The 17,868-nt window shown below is 38.3% G+C and carries 21 protein-coding genes; 11 read left to right on the top strand and 10 right to left on the bottom strand.

Annotation, left to right across the window (positions count from 1 at the left end; genetic code table 11):
- Nucleotide 1 precedes the first annotated feature (1 nt).
- Both AC6CH7_RS12445 and AC6CH7_RS12440 read left to right on the top strand, forming a co-directional pair.
- Complete coding sequence (locus tag AC6CH7_RS12445; protein WP_498263027.1) at nt 2-673, top strand: energy transducer TonB; 672 nt, start codon at nt 2-4, stop codon at nt 671-673.
- A gap of 296 nt (nt 674-969) precedes the next feature.
- Nucleotides 970-2,319, top strand: a complete 1,350-nt coding sequence (locus AC6CH7_RS12440) for a sensor histidine kinase (protein ID WP_498263026.1) — start codon at nt 970-972, stop codon at nt 2,317-2,319.
- A gap of 42 nt (nt 2,320-2,361) precedes the next feature.
- Here the strand turns inward: AC6CH7_RS12440 and AC6CH7_RS12435 are convergent, their stop codons facing one another.
- Entirely contained in the window at nt 2,362-3,525 is a 1,164-nt protein-coding gene (locus tag AC6CH7_RS12435; protein ID WP_498263025.1) for an aminotransferase class V-fold PLP-dependent enzyme, read from the bottom strand.
- Nucleotides 3,526-3,596: 71 nt separating this feature from the next.
- Entirely contained in the window at nt 3,597-3,956 is a 360-nt protein-coding gene (locus tag AC6CH7_RS12430; protein WP_498263024.1) for a hypothetical protein, read from the bottom strand.
- Nucleotides 3,957-4,238: 282 nt separating this feature from the next.
- Here AC6CH7_RS12430 and AC6CH7_RS12425 point away from each other — a divergent pair, with 282 nt between their 5' ends.
- On the top strand, nt 4,239-4,898 hold the full coding sequence (locus AC6CH7_RS12425; protein WP_498263023.1) for a hypothetical protein: 660 nt from the start codon (nt 4,239-4,241) through the stop codon (nt 4,896-4,898).
- A 3-nt stretch (nt 4,899-4,901) separates the two neighbouring features.
- Nucleotides 4,902-5,717 (top strand): glutaminyl-peptide cyclotransferase, encoded by an 816-nt coding sequence (locus tag AC6CH7_RS12420; RefSeq protein WP_498263022.1) that lies wholly within the window; start codon nt 4,902-4,904, stop codon nt 5,715-5,717.
- A gap of 38 nt (nt 5,718-5,755) precedes the next feature.
- Here the strand turns inward: AC6CH7_RS12420 and AC6CH7_RS12415 are convergent, their stop codons facing one another.
- The 3 genes from AC6CH7_RS12415 to AC6CH7_RS12405 all read right to left on the bottom strand — a co-directional run bounded on the left by AC6CH7_RS12415 (nt 5,756) and on the right by AC6CH7_RS12405 (nt 7,722).
- Nucleotides 5,756-6,493 (bottom strand): SDR family oxidoreductase, encoded by a 738-nt coding sequence (locus tag AC6CH7_RS12415; protein WP_498263021.1) that lies wholly within the window; start codon nt 6,491-6,493, stop codon nt 5,756-5,758.
- 120 nt (nt 6,494-6,613) lie between these two features.
- The gene (locus AC6CH7_RS12410; RefSeq protein ID WP_498263020.1) at nt 6,614-7,192 is read right to left on the bottom strand and encodes a Crp/Fnr family transcriptional regulator; all 579 of its coding nucleotides are present in this window, start codon (nt 7,190-7,192) and stop codon (nt 6,614-6,616) included.
- A gap of 65 nt (nt 7,193-7,257) precedes the next feature.
- Complete coding sequence (locus tag AC6CH7_RS12405) at nt 7,258-7,722, bottom strand: DinB family protein (protein ID WP_498263019.1); 465 nt, start codon at nt 7,720-7,722, stop codon at nt 7,258-7,260.
- A 117-nt stretch (nt 7,723-7,839) separates the two neighbouring features.
- On the opposite strand from AC6CH7_RS12405, the gene AC6CH7_RS12400 reads away from it, so the two are divergent.
- Both AC6CH7_RS12400 and AC6CH7_RS12395 read left to right on the top strand, forming a co-directional pair.
- A complete protein-coding gene (locus AC6CH7_RS12400; protein WP_498263018.1) occupies nt 7,840-8,160 on the top strand; it encodes a DUF805 domain-containing protein in 321 nt (106 codons plus the stop codon).
- Between the two features lie 252 nt (nt 8,161-8,412).
- Nucleotides 8,413-8,844 carry a secondary thiamine-phosphate synthase enzyme YjbQ gene (locus AC6CH7_RS12395; protein WP_498263017.1) on the top strand — a complete coding sequence of 144 codons (432 nt, stop codon included), beginning with the start codon at nt 8,413-8,415 and terminating at the stop codon, nt 8,842-8,844.
- Here AC6CH7_RS12395 and AC6CH7_RS12390 read toward each other — a convergent pair.
- Nucleotides 8,837-9,190 (bottom strand): hypothetical protein, encoded by a 354-nt coding sequence (locus AC6CH7_RS12390; RefSeq protein ID WP_498263016.1) that lies wholly within the window; start codon nt 9,188-9,190, stop codon nt 8,837-8,839. The genes AC6CH7_RS12395 and AC6CH7_RS12390 overlap by 8 nt on opposite strands.
- Nucleotides 9,191-9,463: 273 nt before the next feature.
- On the opposite strand from AC6CH7_RS12390, the gene AC6CH7_RS12385 reads away from it, so the two are divergent.
- Nucleotides 9,464-9,814, top strand: coding sequence for a hypothetical protein (locus AC6CH7_RS12385; RefSeq protein ID WP_498263015.1), 351 nt, complete (start codon nt 9,464-9,466; stop codon nt 9,812-9,814).
- Here AC6CH7_RS12385 and AC6CH7_RS12380 read toward each other — a convergent pair.
- A complete protein-coding gene (locus AC6CH7_RS12380) occupies nt 9,811-10,335 on the bottom strand; it encodes a hypothetical protein (RefSeq protein ID WP_498263014.1) in 525 nt (174 codons plus the stop codon). The genes AC6CH7_RS12385 and AC6CH7_RS12380 overlap by 4 nt on opposite strands.
- A gap of 162 nt (nt 10,336-10,497) precedes the next feature.
- Here AC6CH7_RS12380 and AC6CH7_RS12375 point away from each other — a divergent pair, with 162 nt between their 5' ends.
- Entirely contained in the window at nt 10,498-10,905 is a 408-nt protein-coding gene (locus tag AC6CH7_RS12375) for a VOC family protein (RefSeq protein WP_498263013.1), read from the top strand.
- Between the two features lie 245 nt (nt 10,906-11,150).
- On the opposite strand, the gene AC6CH7_RS12370 is transcribed toward AC6CH7_RS12375, so the two are convergent.
- Nucleotides 11,151-11,360: a redoxin family protein gene (locus AC6CH7_RS12370; protein WP_498263098.1), complete on the bottom strand. Its 210-nt coding sequence runs from the start codon at nt 11,358-11,360 to the stop codon at nt 11,151-11,153.
- Nucleotides 11,361-11,477: 117 nt separating this feature from the next.
- Nucleotides 11,478-13,928, bottom strand: a complete 2,451-nt coding sequence (locus tag AC6CH7_RS12365) for a TonB-dependent receptor domain-containing protein (RefSeq protein ID WP_498263012.1) — start codon at nt 13,926-13,928, stop codon at nt 11,478-11,480.
- A 117-nt stretch (nt 13,929-14,045) separates the two neighbouring features.
- On the opposite strand from AC6CH7_RS12365, the gene AC6CH7_RS12360 reads away from it, so the two are divergent.
- Both AC6CH7_RS12360 and AC6CH7_RS12355 read left to right on the top strand, forming a co-directional pair.
- Nucleotides 14,046-15,191 carry a hypothetical protein gene (locus AC6CH7_RS12360; protein ID WP_498263011.1) on the top strand — a complete coding sequence of 382 codons (1,146 nt, stop codon included), beginning with the start codon at nt 14,046-14,048 and terminating at the stop codon, nt 15,189-15,191.
- Between the two features lie 66 nt (nt 15,192-15,257).
- The gene (locus AC6CH7_RS12355; protein ID WP_498263010.1) at nt 15,258-15,908 is read left to right on the top strand and encodes a hypothetical protein; all 651 of its coding nucleotides are present in this window, start codon (nt 15,258-15,260) and stop codon (nt 15,906-15,908) included.
- Here AC6CH7_RS12355 and AC6CH7_RS12350 read toward each other — a convergent pair.
- Nucleotides 15,894-16,418 carry a GNAT family N-acetyltransferase gene (locus AC6CH7_RS12350; protein ID WP_498263009.1) on the bottom strand — a complete coding sequence of 175 codons (525 nt, stop codon included), beginning with the start codon at nt 16,416-16,418 and terminating at the stop codon, nt 15,894-15,896. The genes AC6CH7_RS12355 and AC6CH7_RS12350 overlap by 15 nt on opposite strands.
- A gap of 124 nt (nt 16,419-16,542) precedes the next feature.
- Between AC6CH7_RS12350 and AC6CH7_RS12345 the strand changes: the two genes are divergently transcribed.
- Nucleotides 16,543-17,838 carry a M20 metallopeptidase family protein gene (locus AC6CH7_RS12345; protein WP_498263008.1) on the top strand — a complete coding sequence of 432 codons (1,296 nt, stop codon included), beginning with the start codon at nt 16,543-16,545 and terminating at the stop codon, nt 17,836-17,838.
- The last annotated feature ends 30 nt before the right edge of the window (nt 17,839-17,868 follow it).

Genomic DNA, 17,868 nt, shown 5'->3' with positions numbered 1-17,868 from the left:
CATGAACAAACCACTTAACGCCCTTATTCCAACCGCAGTGCTTTGCTTTCTGACACTATCATCGATGTCTCAGAACCTCAATAAGGTCAAACAGACAGTCAATCGGGATTGCTACACCGACAAAGAGAACTATACCGTGTTACAATCGCAACCTGAAACCAGGCATGGCGACTATTTTTCTAGTTTCCGAGGTTACGAGGAAAAAGGACAGTATACCAAAGGTGTGCGTTCCGGAGTCTGGATCAGTTCCTATAGAGGAAGAGTCGTTCAGAAATACGATTTTGACAAGCATACAGAACTTGAAGGAGATAAGTCCCAACTTCTGGATCGGATCACTATCATTGATCCTAGCAATGGAACATCCAAAGATCTGCCAATCCAGAACATCTATCTGGGTGGTGATGCAAAAATTAGGCAAGTACTGGTGAGTTGTGTGCGTTATCCTGCAGAAGCCCAGCAAAAGAACATTACAGGAAGAGTAAGAATCCAATTCGCGATCAGCGCAGATGGCAAAGTCAGGGATGCAGTTACACTCACTAATCTGGGCGGTGGATTAGAAGCTGAAGCCTTGCGTGTATTCCACTTGATGCCCCAGGATTGGCTGCCCGTTTACATTGAGGGGAAACCTGTTGACACCAAGGTAGAAATACTGATTGGATTTAATTTATCCTGATCATTTAAATAACGAAGATGGAATGAAAACCGACCCTTAGAAAAGTTATGATTGCTGCAATAGATATCAGTACAATAGACAATGATATGGTGCTTCTGAACTCAAAATTACTGAGCCAATTGTTCATCAGGTAATAAGCCAAAGGTATCTTGGAATTAATTAGATTAAGCTAAGTAAACGCAATGTGTCTTTTTTTTGAAAAAAAAGAGATATGCTTTACTGTTTTGAAGTCCAATATTTTGATTACAGCCAAATATTAGAATCTTTGTAGAGATGAGAAAATATAAAGATACATAATGAGTATAGCAAGAAAAATAACACTCCTTTTCGCTATTTTATCGGCAATTATCATTTCTTTGTTGAGTGGTTTTGTCTGGTATTTTGCTAACGATTTTGCTTTTGAAGATTTTTATAAAAGACTAGAAGCCAGAGTTAACATCGCTGCGGAAATTAGACTTGCCGAAGATAAAAATGACAACATGTATGCAAAAGTCCGTAATCAATATTTAGAACGTTTACCGGATGAAAAAGAATTTGTTATTGAAAAGGGTGACATCAATAGTGTAAAATTAGGTGTCGAATTGCCATCGAGTTTTTACGATAAAATTAAGAAATTCAAAGTGGCCCGTTATCGTAAAGAAAATCATTTTTATGTTGGAAAATATTTTACTGGTAATCAACAAGATCGTATTATTATTGTTTCGGCCAACGATCCCTTTGGGTTTAGAGAACTAAAAGATTTGCAGAAAACCCTAATCGCTGGTTTTTTTCTGTCTATAATAATGTCCTTTATAGTTGGCTGGAAATTCTCCAACTACATGCTTAATCCCTTAAGAAAGATTATTAAAAGTGTAAAGAAAATAAAGGCAGAAAATCTACACCTAAGGCTTGATGTATACGGTACTGATGAAATGGCTCAACTCTCACAAACCTTTAACAATATGTTGAACAGGTTAGAGACAGCTTTCGAAACACAGAACAATTTTATAAGCAATGCTTCACACGAGTTAAGAACACCGCTGACTATTATTAGTGGCGAGGTCGAACTTGCAATGAAATCAGACGCTGATGGTCAGGATCGCTATTTGGCTCTTGCCAAAATAAAAGACGAATCGGATCGACTGGAGCATATCCTTACAAGTTTGTTAGGATTGGCTCAAACAGGCTTCAATGGTAAAAACCACCCTTGGGAACTGGTAAGAATTGATGAATTGCTTTGGGATATCAAACGCACAGTTAACCAGGTGCATCCGGAAAGTAAAATTGAAATCGATTTTAGTAACCTGCCAGCCGATGAAGACCAGATAACGATAAAAGCAAATATTAATCTACTGAAGCTAGCTATAGCAAACATTGTTAGCAATGCCTGCAAATATTCTAACAATAAACCCGTATTGGTAACATTAGAAAGTAAGCTAAACATATTGTCAATTGCCGTAAAAGATCAAGGAATTGGTATACCTCCCGGTGATGTACAGCATATTTTTGAACCTTTTTATAGAGCCTCAAATACCTCGGACTTTAAGGGATATGGGATTGGCCTACCACTGTCCTTAAATATAATCCGCCTGCATCGCGGGAGCATTGCCATCAGCTCAATAGAAAATATTGCAACGGAAATAAAAGTGCTCCTTCCCGTTAATTAGAATTAAAATCTGGTCACAGCATAGTTAATGTAGTTTATACCTCTAGAATTCAATTAATAGCCTGGTCAGCTTGTTCCGGTCTTTCTTGTTCATAGCAGGATAGGCAGGCAAGTAAACAAGATTATCCAGCATTAGGTCTTCAGCGTTAGCGACTGTGGGAGAGGCGCTGTGCTTTACTAAGCTCGACGCCTTTTGCGAAGCATCAAAACCATTACTACGCAGGTAGGAGATAAACCGTAATGGATCATTGGACTCAACAGGCAGTACCCAATAAGTATGTTTTGTATTTAGTGTTCCGATTTTGTAATCGTTAGGGATGTGCGGTAAAATATCTTTGGCCAACTGTATTCTTGTAGCAATATCATGCGGTTTAAAATTGTCCAGCTTTTTCTGTAATAGTTTTATGTTTGGCAAGCAGGGGCGATAACGAATTTGTTTAAAAATATCATCACCAGGGAACCCCTTGGTAAAGCCAGCCAATACCTCTTCAAAATCTTTTCCACTTGCCTTGGTAAGGCTATAAAATCCAGTGTAAATGGCTTTAGTGATAAGGAGCTTTACCAGTGCGGCCTTAAATAGCTTTTTTAGAAAACTTGAAGTGTCCTGTTTATCATATTGCTCATTTATAGTTGAAACGTTGGCATGTAAAGCTGGATCTTTGATGTTGATTATTGCACCACGGACAGAAGTATTTGTTTTAATAAGGCCAAAACTAAACATTACCACATCCGACTCGGGGTTGCCTTCATATAAATTACCGGCGTAGGCCTGGGCACAGTCTTCAAATACAATCAAATTGTATTTCCTGGCAATGGCAATTAACTCATCAGTGTCCATAATTGCGCCAAAAAGATGCGTGATCAGTATGGCTTTTGTGGTTGGCGTTATTGCAGATTCCAGCTCTGCAGGCGATATATTTAATGTTTGCTTATTTACGGGCAAGGAAATAGCGGTTAGATTATGGCCAGCTATAATTTTAAACATGTCTGGGATGTTGATGTCAGTTACTAAAATTTCAGAGCCTACCGGAAAATTTAATGCATTTAGAACCAGATCAAAACCCGTACGTACAGAAAGGCAGATCAACTTTTTACCGTTTTTGTCAGCAATCTCTGTTTTTTGAGGTCTAAAATAATCAGCAAAACAATAGTAGATGCCAGTAAATAGATCTTTATTGCTGATGTATAGTTTGCCTCGGGGTATCATGCCCGCAATATAAATGAAATACTTAATATCAATTTCACTTACTATGATTAACTACTCATGGGATAATCCGACTACTGCACGACCTGAAGTATTCCCGGATGCTTAGTTGATATCCGAAGTGTCAGATTGTCTCCTTCACTGAATCTTTGGTTCTCGTCATTTATTTTTCGTTCAAAGTTTTCATTATTTAAAGCATAACGAACTACCATATAATGGTTGTAAAACAAACAGTGGTTGTAAAACAAAGAGGACTCCGACGACCGCACCAATAATACTTTTCCATCTACTATTTTACCATGATTTTCCAATTGTAGCACATAATAGAGTTTCTGTATCTGCAAAACTCCTAATGCACTAAATCTAACAGCTACAAGTAAAAGAAAACCACAAAGAGTTCTAATTAGCAGGTTGCTTGTTTCAAGCCATATCATTTGCAAAATGATAAAACAATTTCCAACAACCAACAGCAACGTAGAAGCTACGGACTCTTTGTTGTAATAATGCAATTGAAAAATACCAATGTAAATGCAAAAAAGAATTATCGAGCTAAGTACTAAAGTCCAAATGACTTTACTTTTTGACCGGGGGCGTAGCCTTATATACCTGTTCATGTGAGTTCTGAGATTGCGTACCGAAATATAAATATTTATTTCAGATATATGGTAACCTCCATATATCTTTATAATCAAGAAAAATTTAGGAGATATAGCAACATGAGCAATGAGGAATTTTTAACCTATCAAAAGTATAATGAAGAAGCGCAAGTAGCGGAAATAGCATCGTTGTTAGAAGAGAACGGTATAGAACATTTAATTGAAGACAATTCCGTTGTCTTTGATTTGACTTTTACTAACAGTCAGTTAAATCAGGAATTTAGGTTGAAATTACGCCAAAAAGATTTTGAAAGTGCAGATGCATTACTTTTAGAGGCTGCGAAAACTCAAATTGAAAATACTGATGAGAGTTATTATCTTTTCGATTTCACTGACGAGGAATTAATTGAAGTTGTAACTAAAAGCGACGAATGGAGTAAATTTGATTTCCAGTTAGCACAGTCAATATTACAATCTCGAGGTCACAATCTGAAGCCTGAAGATATCAAAGCACTAAAAGGTCAACGACTAGAAGAGCTAGCAAAACCTGAGGAATACAATAGGGGATGGATTTATGCGGGTTATGTTTTCGCTGTTCTGGGAGGACTCTTTGGTGTTTTTATAGGTTGGCACTTGATGAATCACAAAAAGACGTTGCCCAATGGTGAAAGTGTTTACGGTTATACAGATCCAGTTAGAAAACACGGACAAAGAATATTTGTAATCGGCCTTGTTTTCTTCTTGTCGTGGACAATTTTTAAAATAGTAAATTCTTTATAGAGGATGAAGAATATATTATATTTTCTATTGCTAACGGTAATCATAGCTTGTAACGGAAACTCTTCAGATAAAGAACAGCCAGTTGCCGCTACAACACCCGAAATTAGTTATTCTATTAAATCAAGCTTCCCACATAGTACTAACGCTTTTACAGAAGGTTTCTTGTTTCACAACGGATCTTTGTACGAAAGTACAGGATCACCAGAAGAGTTTCCAGAAACAGAATCTATTATAGGGATCGTTGATCTTGCAAATGGAAGTATTGATCAGATGATCAAGCTTGATAAGAGCGTTTACTTTGGAGAAGGCATAGTGTTCTTAAATAACAAACTTTTTCAGCTTACCTATAAAAATCAAACATGCTTTGTATACGATGCACAAACCTTTAAAAAGTTAGGGCAATATACTTTTACAAATACAGAGGGTTGGGGACTCACCACCGATGGCTTCAATATTATTATGAGCGATGGCACAGAGGTACTTAATTATGTTAATCCTGCTAACTTTCAAATTATCAAAAAGCTGTCGGTTTCAGAGAATGGCTATGCACTACGAAACCTAAACGAACTGGAATATATAGAAGGCTTTATTTACGCCAATATCTGGACCAAAGATGAGATCGTTAAGATTGATCCGGCAAACGGTAAAGTTATTGGTAAGCTCGATTTAACTATGCTTAAGGACAGTGCAATAAGAATCAATCCAAAAGCTCAGGAAACCAATGGAATTGCCTATAACCCCGAAACTAAAAAGATACTGGTTACAGGCAAGCTCTGGCCTAAGATTTATGAAATTGAACTCTCAACAACTAGTAAATAAATTGTTACGCCAGAAACCTGGCGTAACAATCCAATACCTTAAATCTGAGCCGTACCACCATCCACAAACAGTTCAATACCTGTAATAAAGGTAGAATCGTTAGAAGCGAGGAATAGGGCGGTGCTAGCAATCTCTTCAGAAGTGCCAAAACGGCCCATCGGAATCTTCTCTGTAAATGAATCCCTGATTTCCTGTGGTACACCATCAAAGGTAGCAGTGTCAATAGAACCCGGACTAAGTACATTTACACGAATCTTACGGGCTTGCAGGTCGAGTGTCCAGGTGCGGGCAAGTGAACGGATAGCAGCTTTGCTGGCACTGTATATGCCCATTCCAGGGAAACCTTTCACACTGGCTATGGAACCCGTCATGATGATAGATGCGCCCTCAGCCAATAGTGGCAGTGCTTTCTGTACGGTAAAAATGGTTCCTTTAACATTGATGTCGAATACACGGTCATACTCTTCGGGCGTAATGGCATCAATGCCGATGCCGAAATGCCCTACACCAGAGCTGGCATACAATACATCTATATGGCCTTTTTCTTTTTTAACGATCTCGTATAAACGATCCAGATCATACAAATTGCCAGAATCAGCGCGGACACCCGTTACATTTTTACCTATATGTTTTACTGCTGCATCCAATTGTTCCTGTCTGCGGCCGGTGATATATACATAGGCACCTTCTTCTACAAATAATTTGGCAGTAGCCAGAGCCATTCCGCTGGTTGCACCGGTTATTACGGCTACTTTGTTCTCTAATTTACGTGACATGATTTTGCTTATTTTTTGGTCAGTGGTTCACCCGGCTGACGAAGCAAAATTGGCTAATATGCAATGTTCCAAACGATGAGGTTTGTTAAGAAAAAAATTGACAAATGTCAATCCAGAGGCTTATTTCTTAGGCTTAGGATTGCGTAAACGGCTCAGTGTTTCGGGTGTTATGCCCAAATAAGAGGCAATCATAGCCTGCGGTACACGCAGTGCGAAATCAGGATAGCGTTTTACAAAGTTCTGGTATTTCTCTTCTGCCGTGCTGCTGATCACCTCATGAATCCGGTTCTGGTTTATCACAAAGCTCTTGTTCAAAATATCGGTAACCAGCTGACCAAAAACAGGCACAGTTTCCATGGCGACTTTCATCTCATCCTTGTCGAACAGGATAAGTTCTGATTCTTCAATGGCATCAATGTTAAATTTAGAAGGTACACCAAAAAGCAGACTTTCGCGATCGCTGATCCACCAGTCTTTAGTAGCAAAGCGGATGATGTGCTCGTTTCCCTTACCATCAACAGAATAAGTACGCATTAGGCCACTAGCTATAAAACAATGGTAGCGACATACATCGCCTTCCTGCAGCAGGTATTGTTTTTTGCGCAGTTTTTTGAACTTGGCATGGCTTTCCAGTATGACAAGCTCCTCGTCGCTAATAGTTGTTTGTCGGCGTACATATGCCTTAAAAACTTCGAACACTAGATGATATTTTTTTGCGCTAAGTTAAGATAATTTTGCTGTTCACTAATCTTTCAGGGCGGCATTTAACTTGTCGCAATTATCAATTGTTTAATCGCCCCCAAATGATAAGCCGCATGCGGAATTAAGGCCAGTGTGCCTTGGCTAAACTGTTGATCTGTCCAATCTTTTCTTTCTGCAATTGCTGTTCTCAGATCCTCATAGGCGCTTAGCAGGTCTTGTTGTAGTTTTTGCCATTCCTGATCATTTACCTTGCGGATTCTCCAACTTTCGGCCCAATCGGGCGAAGGCATTTTTCCGTCGAAGAATTCTAGTGCTACACGAATACTCCATCTTAAATGTTCAGTGTGCGCTGCGATCGTTGATCCACCTTCAACAGTAGGTGTTGAGGCCTGTTCGGCATCGATCTGTTCAATTGCTTTGGTAAAACCATGTCCCGGGTACCTATCTATTACCCAGGTGTAGTTGCTTGCAGGACCAACGTATAGTTCATCAAGCAATTCAAGTAAAGATGAGATTATTGCTTCCATAATAGGATAACCATCATCTTTTTGAAATGTTTTTAGTTTCCAGTTTTACGTGAGTTAGCCATTGTTTTTATAAGGTATTTTTATAATATTTGAATTAATCTAAACAGACGCTTCTTTATGTTTAAAAATCCCTTTTCTTTTAATGGCCGGATTAGAAGGCTGGAGTATGGGCTCAGCAATCTGATATTTATTGTACCATATTTTCTAATTGCGCCTTATATATTAATGGGGGACGAAATTGAAAAAGCGGTGATATTGATTATATATATTCCTCTTGCCTGGTTCATTTTTGCTCAAGGAGCCAAACGTTGTCATGATAAAGGCGTGAATGGCTGGTGGCAGTTGCTGCCGTTTTATGGGTTGATATTGCTGTTTTATAAAGGTGAAGAGGGAGAGAATGAGTACGGGGCAGATCCAAAGGGCAACATGGTTCCATAAATAAGATAACCATCATCTTTTTTCAATTTTTTTTGATTTCAAAAATCACATTCTCCTGTGTGAAAATAGTTTCTCACTAATTTAAAATTAAAACAATTTGTTTCTTGTAGTTTAATTATGAGAAATATTATACCTGCTAATGGATATTGTAATAATAGATAGTGTCTTTCGAATCCTGATGAAATGATGATTATTAACTCATAAAAAACGTTTTATTTTGCACTTTAATAATCTAACGTGAAATCATAATTTATGGAAATCTTTCAAACAATATTAACGCTTCGAGCAAGAAAAAGGGGGTTTCACCTGATTACTGATGAGGTCGAAAAGGACTTGCCAGAAATTAAATTATTAAAAACCGGGATTTGCCAGGTATTTATTCAACATACTTCGGCCTCCCTTACCATTAATGAAAATGCGGATCCGACTGTTCGTAGGGATTTTGAAACTTTCTTTAATAAGACGGTTCAGGAAGATGATCCGGATTATGAGCATGACTATGAAGGTCCTGACGATATGCCTGCACATTTAAAATCGTCAATTTTGGGTAGCTCAGTGACTATACCCATTCGTAATGCAAGGTTTGCATTGGGTATTTGGCAGGGGATATATCTTTGCGAGCATCGTAATTATGGGTGTGAAAGAACCTTGGTTATAACGGTTTGGGGTGAAAAGCTTATTTAACAATCTCCTTAGGTGCCAAAAACAAAAATGGCATGGCAATAATCTGTAGAACACAAGCAATAACACTTAATATACCATAGGTTGGATAAGCATCAAAATCCTTTAAAATAGGCTGTAAGGCAAACACACTAATTACGGTGATAAAAGTTAGAACCCACTTTAACCAAACCTTGCCTAGAGTCGCAAAATACCCCAAAATAGCAATTAAGAGTGTTGTTTCAAGTGCAAGATTTCCTGTGGCAATATGCTTAGCATGATGTAGAACGTGATTTGTTAATGTAACTGCCGATGCTGTAAAGATTAGGTAGGCGGCAATCTTGTAATTTTTATGAATAGTTTGTTGCATCGAAAAGTTCCTTCTTTTTTTGGACATGGAGATTGCAAACATAAGATAAAATGAGTTGTAAGGAATAGATCTATTTAACCATAAACAATATGACCATTACTGTTTGTCGGAATAATCGCATAATTATTACTTATATTACTATTAGCTTAAACATCACACTTTTTATTATGAGGTTCATTTTAGCTTTCGGCCTGATTTTTCTTTGTCTTTCCATTTTTGGACAGAAAAAATCAGAAATAATCAGAAATAATTTTTCCCCTAGTGGGTCTTAGTGTGAAATATCCTGAGTATATAGATGCATGTGAAGTCCTAGAGTATAAAAAAGAATTAGTATATACTAGATTTGTCTATAGTTGTATGGAGGAATATTGGAGCCTTAAATCAGAAAAAGGCTGTGATGAAATAGATGCTTATTTAGATATACCAGAAGATGTTGTCATTAGCTCTAAATTTATCAAACAATTAAAAGATGTTCACAGAAATTATCCAATAAAGTATCTATTAATGGATGTTGTAGGGACTTTTGAGGATGATGATCCCGGCTATGGGCACTTAGGAAATAACAACTCCAAATTCACAGTAAAACGTATACTTGGTCTGCAAAGTATGAAGAAAAAGACTTAGTACTTCCAATCAAGCTGAATCACATACGGCAGATTGTTTTCGGTAATCAGTGCTCTGATTGTCTGCGCCAGTTCTATTTCTGTTTTTGGAACAATACACACATCACTGTTGTTAAACTTGATAAAAAAATGTGTAGCGATTTCGCTCGCAGATTCAACAGCAGATAGGTTATAGTAAAATATTCCTGCCTGATCTTGAATAACAATTTTATTGTCAGCTACGCTAAGCGTATTAGGAGCATCAATTAGGCCCCTACAATCTGTAAGAATAATTTTTTTAAAAGCATTGGTATAAGCCCATTTTGTAAACATTGGAGCCAGGAGTGGGTATAATAATGCAATGCCAATAAAAACTGCACCCATTGTGTAACTTTCAACATATATGAAACTAGCGATACCAAGCAAGAAGAAGTAAATGGAGAAAATGAGCCTTAATTTCTGAATCCCTGTTTTCTTTTTTAAAGATACATTGTATTGATTGTAGGTTACTACATCTTCTAGAGAGAGCGTGTAAGTGTGCATAGCCTAAGAGGTCTGTTATAGGCTAAAGGTAGTACTTTAGCCTGATCAAGGAAAATATTGACACAATTTACCCGCTCATTTGTCATAGTTGCCCCTCATTGTTGTTGCTATATTTTAGGATCTTAGTATTAATGGAACTAATCCATTATAAAACTTAGAATCATGACAGTTAAAAACCCATTTGTCTGGACAGAAATCAGCGTAAGCGATCTGGTCAGAGCTAAGAAATTCTATGAGGCGGTATTGCAGGTTCAACTATCTGAACTACCAACGCCTGAAAATATGAAAGTTGACAAAGACGATCCTTGTTACTTTGAAATGCTTGCATTCCCTGGAGATATGCTGGGCCCTGGGAGCAGTGGTACATTGTGTAAATCAAGCATGAGCAAGCCAGGTCCAGGAGGCACATTGGTTTATTTTCATGCTGTTGACTGCGCAGTTGAGCTCTCAAGAGTGGCTGCTGCAGGAGGTAAGGTGATTGCCGAAAAAATGTCACTTGGAGAATATGGCTTCTGTGGTGTGGCTGAAGATACTGAAGGCAACCAAATTGGTTTTCATTCTCTGAAATAGTACTTAAGCACTGTCCAATAGCGGGCAGTGCTTATTTATATTATTTTAATAACTCGTTCACAGTTTGCGCCAATTTTGCAGGCTCACTTGGCCTTGGTGCCGTAGTGCTGACAATATTTCCCTCTTTATCTACTAACATATAGGTCGGAAAACTATTAATTCAAAGCCTTCTTTCGATCAAAGATTGCTGTTGATCAGGTGTCTGTAGTCAACCATATTCTCTCCAGTTAGATTCAGACCCTTGATCATGTTTTTCCATAGGCCTTCAGAAGAGTTGTTAGCAAAATACATAACACCACATTCTTGTCCTTAAGTGCCTCTTTTGCAGTCCCCACATCTTTCATTTCTTCCCTGCACGGTCCGCACCAAGTACCCCAGATGTCGATATAAATTACTTTTCTCTTATACGGTGTTAGTAACTTAAACAAAGAATTGGCATCTTTAGAATCTTTCAGGTGATCTGTATTCCTTGTATTTGATCAACAATTAAATCAACAAATTTCTGATCTGGCGCCATTGTTTACTTTGTATTAGTGATATGAAGATAGTTTTCTTTTGTGTACTTCAATAACTTACCGCTCTTGCTCATCATTTTCCTCTTCAGTCCATTTTTTCTTGTCCTCTCTGGTATCCGTATTTCCAAATCGGTAGCTAAAGCTAAGAAATGCCATACGGAATGCTCTTCTGTCTTCAAAATTTCTGGTAAATAGGGTGGTTTGCGTAAATCCACCATGCCTGCGCTGGTTAAACACGTCCCTTACATTCAATAGTATATTCCCCTTATTGTTTAAAACACTAAGTCGCATGGCCGCATCCATGACAAAGTTCCCTATTGATTTGCCTTGTGCAAGTACTCGTGGTGCATAGTAATTTGAACGGAATTGCGCGGACAGCTTTGATGACAGGCGAATGTTGGAAGACAGGTTCGCATCCCAGTTAAAGCCATCTCTGGCGGGGACATTAAAATCACTGCTGCCTTTAAACTTGTTATAATACAGGTTTAAGTTTCCTGTAAAGTCTATTGATTTACCCAGGTTGGTTTTTGAAATAAACTCAAAACCCGTTGCTTCATTTCTGCTGATATTCATCCATTGTGAAATGGTAGCGCCACTTGAACCTTCAGCACGTTGCGTAATATTTTGTATCACATCATTCACCCTGCGGTAATACACTGATGAGGTTAATGATGTTTTTCCCAAGGATGTGCTATAACCAAGTTCGAATGAGTGAATATCCTCTGGACGGAGATTTGGGTTTCCCTGGCGAATATTTAGCGGATCTGAAATATTGACAAACGGATTTACCTGACCACCGCCAGGGCGGTTTACCCTGCGGGAATAGCTAAGCTGAATTTGCTGATCTGTGGACAGTTTATGTGTCAAAAAAATGCTTGGATATACACGGAAATAGCTAAGACGACCAGGTGTTTCTCTTTGTTCTGCAGGAATATCAGGGTCAAATGCAATAGTTTTGGTGTTTAGGTATGCCTGTTCTGCCCGCATGCCTATCTGGTAACCCAGACGCTCTGTGATCTTGTTCTGATAATTAGCATAGACAGCGTGGACAGCCTCCTGCAACTCAAAATTATTGCTCACATCATAGTCGGGTAAGAAACTGTTGCTCTGCGGATCAAATTTCGTGGATATTTGTGACTCATCTTCATTTTCGATTGAAGTGCGATAACCGGCTTCCAGTTTACTTTCTTCATTAAAGGGCAGGACATAATCTAGCTGTAAATTGACATTGTCACCCTTCTCGTATGTATCGTTTATACGCCTGTCTGCCGGTGTGGCGGTGTTACTGAAACTTTGATTGAACTCTTGTAATCCATCTTCTTTATTGCGTCCGTAAGATGCATTAACGGTCAATTCCTCACCAGAGCGCTTAAACTCTTTTTTAAAATCGAGGTTAATGTCATATCCAAAATCATCCTCCGTTTGTCGGGAATACCTGGTGCTTGTGCCGTCCAGGTCGGGCAGGTTTTGGTACCTGTAAAAAATGTCCTGGTTGCGTTTATTGTCACGAATACTGAAATTACCGGAGAGGCCGATTGTAGTGGTTTGATTAATATAATAATCGGCTCCAAGTTTTGCAGAGTGTCCCAGGTCAGACCGCTCACCTTCTGTATTATTCTCTATCAATGCATCATTTTCAAAATACCTTGTTGCATTCTTTCCATCGCCAAGTCTCCGGCTTCGTCTGAAATCGTAATTGCCGTAATAGTTGAAAGTGCTGTCTCTGTAATTCAATGAAAGGCCTCCATTATAATTATTGTATAAGCCTCCGGAAACGGTTGCTATACCATTAAGCCCGGTTTGCAGGTTTTTTTTTAGTACAATGTTTATGATGCCCGACTGTCCTTCGGCGTCGTACTTGGAAGACGGATTGGTAACTACTTCAATACGCTGAACTGAATTTGCAGGAAGCGATTGTAATACCTGGGTGACGTTGCTTCCGGCCATTGCCGATGGCTTCCCATCGATGAGTATCCTTACATTACTCGAACCCCTTAGGCTTACAGCGCCATCCGCATCTACTGAAAGAGAAGGAATATCTGAAAGCAGATCCGTAACCGAGCCGCCCTGGCTTATCAGGCTTTGGTCTACGTTGAAGACTTTACGGTCTATGCCTATTACCATACCGGTAGGGGGCGCATTAACAATAACCTCCTTTAAAATCCTTCCACCCGATATGCGGAGTCTGATATTTCCAAGATCTAATTTCTGTCCCTCAGTAAGTATAATATTTTGTTGCTCGTAATTCTGGTATCCTACAAACCCAACCTTCAGTATGTACTTACCAGGCGGTAAGGACGAAAAACTGAATTGTCCGGTTATACCAGTTTGCATTCCATTAATAACTTTTTTATCAATCTGGTTCAGTAAGGCCACACTTGCATAATCAAGAGGTTTTCTGGTGATTGAATCGATAACTATTCCGGTGATATTTGCACTAGTCTGGGCATACAACCTTGCAATTGATATTAAGGTGATGATTAATGTAAAGATGAAAAATCGAATCATGCCCCTAAGTTTATTTCTAAACAACAATTTTGACGCCATACATCCATCATAATAAGATAGTTACAATAATAAATCTACATCCGCATAATTTAATTAATTTTACTGTTCACAATCTATATGAAAAAAATACTCCTGCTACCCGTCTTTTTTATAATTCTAGTATTGAGCGCCCGATCTCAAAATATAACAAGTTTACCAGATTCAGTTTATTCAGGCGAACAGGGTAAGATGCACGTGCAAGGTGTTGCTGTAGATAAAGCTAACGGGTATGTTTATTTTTCTTTTACAGATAGGCTGATTAAGATGGATCTTTCAGGCAAACTGATAGGCAGTGTAACGGGTTTTATAGGGCACCTTGGCGATTTGGATTTTAATACTGCGGATGGGAAGATATATGGATCACTGGAATATAAAAATGATGCTATTGGTAAGGGGATCAGGAAATCATTGGGGGTGCAAAGCAACAATGAAAATGGCTTCTATATCGCGATATTTGATGGTTCGGGCATTGTGCGGCCTAATATGAGTGCCGAGAAAGAAGATTTGCTACGCACTGTTTACATAAAGGAAGCGGTAAAAGATTACCAAGACAGCGTACAGGTTGGTAATGATACAAAACCACACAGGTTTGCCTGTTCTGGAATTGATGGTGTTGCCTTTGCCCCGGCAATAGGGAGTTCTGATACCAATAAAAAATATTTATACGTTGCGTATGGTGTTTATGGTGATACCGACAGAGACGATAATGACCATCAGGTTTTATTAAAGTACGATATTGCCAATTGGAACAAATACGGACAGCAGTTATCGCAGGATAAGTTGCACCATTCGGGACCGGAAAAGCCTTTAGAGAAATACTTTGTAAAAACTGGTAGCACCCGCTATGGCATTCAAAATCTGGCTTATGATGCTTATACCGGAAACTTTTTTGCCGCAGTATATCGTGGTGCTAAAACGCAGTTTCCAAATTACGACTTGTTTGTGATAGATGCGCATCAAAAGCCTGCTAAAAGCCAAATATCATTAGGCAATGAAATGATAAAAGTTCAAACCCTTTCGTTGTTGCAAGCTGGCCTGAAAGACGCTAATACCGGCATCAGGGGATGGCGCTTTGAATGGGGGGCCACAGGTTTATGCCCTTTAGGCGATGGGTTGTTTTATATTTCGCACAATAAAAAAGGTAAAGACGGACAGGAGCAGAGCACCATTTATAAATACAAATGGATAGGGGATGCTCAGAATTCGTTTATTATGATAAAATAAAATGAGTTCATATCCGAACGGTTGTTCATATAAAAAATGTATATTAAGACAACCAAATATTAAAATATGAAAACGCTCAAAATCTTTATGTTGCTGGTTTTAACAGGCAGCATGTTAAATGCCCAGTCATTAGCAGAAGTTGCGGGTGGCGATAAATCTACATTACCAGACACTTTTCAAAACGTACTGGATCTGGCAAAGATGTCATTTACAATGCCTAAAGATGCAATGCCGGTGCCGTTGGTAAAAAACAGGCAGATGCATTACGAGTATGCAATTACCTTCAAAGATCAGCCGTTTGAGGTTAGGTATTCTATAGCTCCGGCGGGATACACCGTTGCTGAAGCATATGCTGGTGGAAAGGGCATTATACCGCAAAAATCCGGTGTTGACGAATTCAGCGCTAAAGTTACTTCAACAGCAGTTGCTATGAATGTTGCCGGTGGAAAACCTACTGAGGGTATGGGCTCAAACCCTTTCCCTCCTGAAGCTGTGAAAAGGGAGTTTGGTGCTGATTGGGGAAGTACTACAATAATTCCGATGGGCAATAATTCTTTTGGTACTGAATATAAATATTGTATAATGGTAACGCTTTTTAAAAAAGATTTAGCCAGCGCTTATGTGTTTTATTTAAGCGATACTAAGGAAAATGTGATGAAGTTAATGGGTGAACTAATAGCAAAAACGGGCGCCTTTTATGCACTAAAATTTAAGTGAGGTGTTATTCAGCACTTTTTCATAAGCCATTCTGGAACTGCCTCTAAAAAATACTTCGCCACAGTAAATGTAACCCGCTTTTTCAAAAACGTGTCGCATGGCTCCGTTATCGAAGTTAGTATCGGCTTTAACGCTTTGTATATTGTTTTTTAGCGCGAAATCTTCAATGAAGTTCAGCATCTTTCCGGATAGCCCCTTGCCAAGATGGTCTTCAGAAATTGCAACCCTGTGAAAGACTACGAAATTAGCATTAGTTAACCATTTTCCTTTTATTTCTGCATATGCTGGCTCCTCGTTGATCAGAATCGCGCAATACCCGGCGATGATATCTCCATTGGCCATTACAAAACCAGCTCCCTTAGCGATGTCATTTTCAATCACTGCGGGGTTTGGATAACCATCCTGCCATTGGTTACTGCCATCTCCTTTTCTGCGTAGGATTGCTTTTTGCAGAATCGCCCATATTTGGGGCAAATCACTTAATGTTGCTTTTCTAAAAGTGAATTCCATAGTGATGCAAAGTTTGTTAATTATATGCATTCCCACAAACTCAGAATGAAATCAAAAAATTATTCGGAAATAACTAGGGATATACCGGTAACTAATTCATCGATATGCTGTCTAATTTGGGAATATGAAAATACAACTTCTATTATTCTTACTAATAATAGCTCTTTTTGGCTATCCACAAAAAGAAAAAGAGTCTTTAACTCGTGAATTAGTTAGAATTGAGACCGACAAGATTTATGATAAGCTGGTGAAAATCAGAAGGGATTTTCATGCAAATCCTGAATTGGCAGGGAATGAAAAACATACCCGGGAAATCATTGAGAAATATTTGTTGGATTTAGGCATTGAAGTTAAAACAGATATTTACGGGCATAGTATTATAGGTATTCTAAACGGAGAAAAAAAAGGAAAGAAGATAGCATGGAGAGCTGAAATGGACGCTTTGCCAAGTGATTTTCCTGACGAGCTTGAGTTTAAGTCTAAAATAAAAGGGGTACAGCATGGTTGTGGCCATGATGTACATTTGGCAATCGGATTAGGAATAGCAGAAATACTTGCAAAAAACAAAGAATCAGTAAATGGAACGGTATATTTTATATTTCAACCGGAAGAAGAAACATTTGTTGGGGCAAGAAAACTGATTGAACAAGGTTTGTTTTCGATAATCAATCCTGATGAAATTTATGGTTTGCATGTAACTTCGTTGCCTGTGGGACAAATTATGGTTAAACCAAATGAAATGTTTGCCTTCCAGAAACGAATAAGAATTAAGCTGAAAAATGAGTTGTCCAAAGAAGAAACCAGTGAGCTTGCAAGGAAAATATACACCTCATTATCTCGTTCGCAAATCAATGGTAAGCCCTGGGAAATACAGCACATAGATGACCCTGCAAAAGGATTAATGAATCCAAATACGATTTTTAAGGACTATCTGATTATGGATGAGAAATTTAATATCTATTCAGAAAAGAACGAGCTTTTTTTAGAAACGTATTTATACGAGACAAATCAATCGAACCTCCAAAAAATCATACCTAAAATTGAACAATTAATTGGAGAAGAAAGATATAGAGATAAACTGCTCTCTATTTCGTTTATACAGGAAAACCCAACTATAGTTAATGATGAGAAATTGACCAAAAGTGCAATAAAGACACTAAATGGAATTTATGGAGACAGTTTCGTTGTGCCGGATTATGGCCAGGTTCCTTATTTTAATGATGACTTTGCCTACTTTCAGCAAAAAGTGCCAGGTGTTTATTTTTTCTTAGGCGGTTCTAATATTGAAAAAGGAATTGTGGCAATGAATCATGCACCTAATTTTAATGTTGATGAAGAAAGTATAAAAGTTGGCGTTAGGAATTTTGCATTCTTAATTATTGAAAGACTAAATGATAGAAATCTAACAAAAGGAAAATAGAATACAATCTGTATATTAGGTATTACCAAT

It is taken from the genome of Pedobacter sp. GQ55, assembly GCF_059758925.1.
This window is presented reverse-complemented; position numbering and strand designations above follow the sequence as displayed.

Excerpts from the sequence above, each read along its gene's own strand:
- AC6CH7_RS12350 (WP_498263009.1), bottom strand. The coding sequence starts at position 16,418 with ATGGAATTCACTTTTAGAAAAGCAACATTAAGTGATTTGCCCCAAATA.
- AC6CH7_RS12395 (WP_498263017.1), top strand. The coding sequence starts at position 8,413 with ATGGAAATCTTTCAAACAATATTAACGCTTCGAGCAAGAAAAAGGGGG.
- AC6CH7_RS12405 (WP_498263019.1), bottom strand. The coding sequence starts at position 7,722 with ATGGAAGCAATAATCTCATCTTTACTTGAATTGCTTGATGAACTATAC.
- AC6CH7_RS12420 (WP_498263022.1), top strand. The coding sequence starts at position 4,902 with ATGAAGAATATATTATATTTTCTATTGCTAACGGTAATCATAGCTTGT.
- AC6CH7_RS12390 (WP_498263016.1), bottom strand. The coding sequence starts at position 9,190 with ATGCAACAAACTATTCATAAAAATTACAAGATTGCCGCCTACCTAATC.
- AC6CH7_RS12445 (WP_498263027.1), top strand. The coding sequence starts at position 2 with ATGAACAAACCACTTAACGCCCTTATTCCAACCGCAGTGCTTTGCTTT.
- AC6CH7_RS12430 (WP_498263024.1), bottom strand. The coding sequence starts at position 3,956 with ATGATATGGCTTGAAACAAGCAACCTGCTAATTAGAACTCTTTGTGGT.
- AC6CH7_RS12435 (WP_498263025.1), bottom strand. The coding sequence starts at position 3,525 with ATGATACCCCGAGGCAAACTATACATCAGCAATAAAGATCTATTTACT.
- AC6CH7_RS12360 (WP_498263011.1), top strand. The coding sequence starts at position 14,046 with ATGAAAAAAATACTCCTGCTACCCGTCTTTTTTATAATTCTAGTATTG.
- AC6CH7_RS12345 (WP_498263008.1), top strand. The coding sequence starts at position 16,543 with ATGAAAATACAACTTCTATTATTCTTACTAATAATAGCTCTTTTTGGC.
- AC6CH7_RS12355 (WP_498263010.1), top strand. The coding sequence starts at position 15,258 with ATGAAAACGCTCAAAATCTTTATGTTGCTGGTTTTAACAGGCAGCATG.
- AC6CH7_RS12440 (WP_498263026.1), top strand. The coding sequence starts at position 970 with ATGAGTATAGCAAGAAAAATAACACTCCTTTTCGCTATTTTATCGGCA.
- AC6CH7_RS12400 (WP_498263018.1), top strand. The coding sequence starts at position 7,840 with ATGTTTAAAAATCCCTTTTCTTTTAATGGCCGGATTAGAAGGCTGGAG.
- AC6CH7_RS12425 (WP_498263023.1), top strand. The coding sequence starts at position 4,239 with ATGAGCAATGAGGAATTTTTAACCTATCAAAAGTATAATGAAGAAGCG.
- AC6CH7_RS12375 (WP_498263013.1), top strand. The coding sequence starts at position 10,498 with ATGACAGTTAAAAACCCATTTGTCTGGACAGAAATCAGCGTAAGCGAT.
- AC6CH7_RS12365 (WP_498263012.1), bottom strand. The coding sequence starts at position 13,928 with ATGATTCGATTTTTCATCTTTACATTAATCATCACCTTAATATCAATT.
- AC6CH7_RS12415 (WP_498263021.1), bottom strand. The coding sequence starts at position 6,493 with ATGTCACGTAAATTAGAGAACAAAGTAGCCGTAATAACCGGTGCAACC.
- AC6CH7_RS12380 (WP_498263014.1), bottom strand. The coding sequence starts at position 10,335 with ATGCACACTTACACGCTCTCTCTAGAAGATGTAGTAACCTACAATCAA.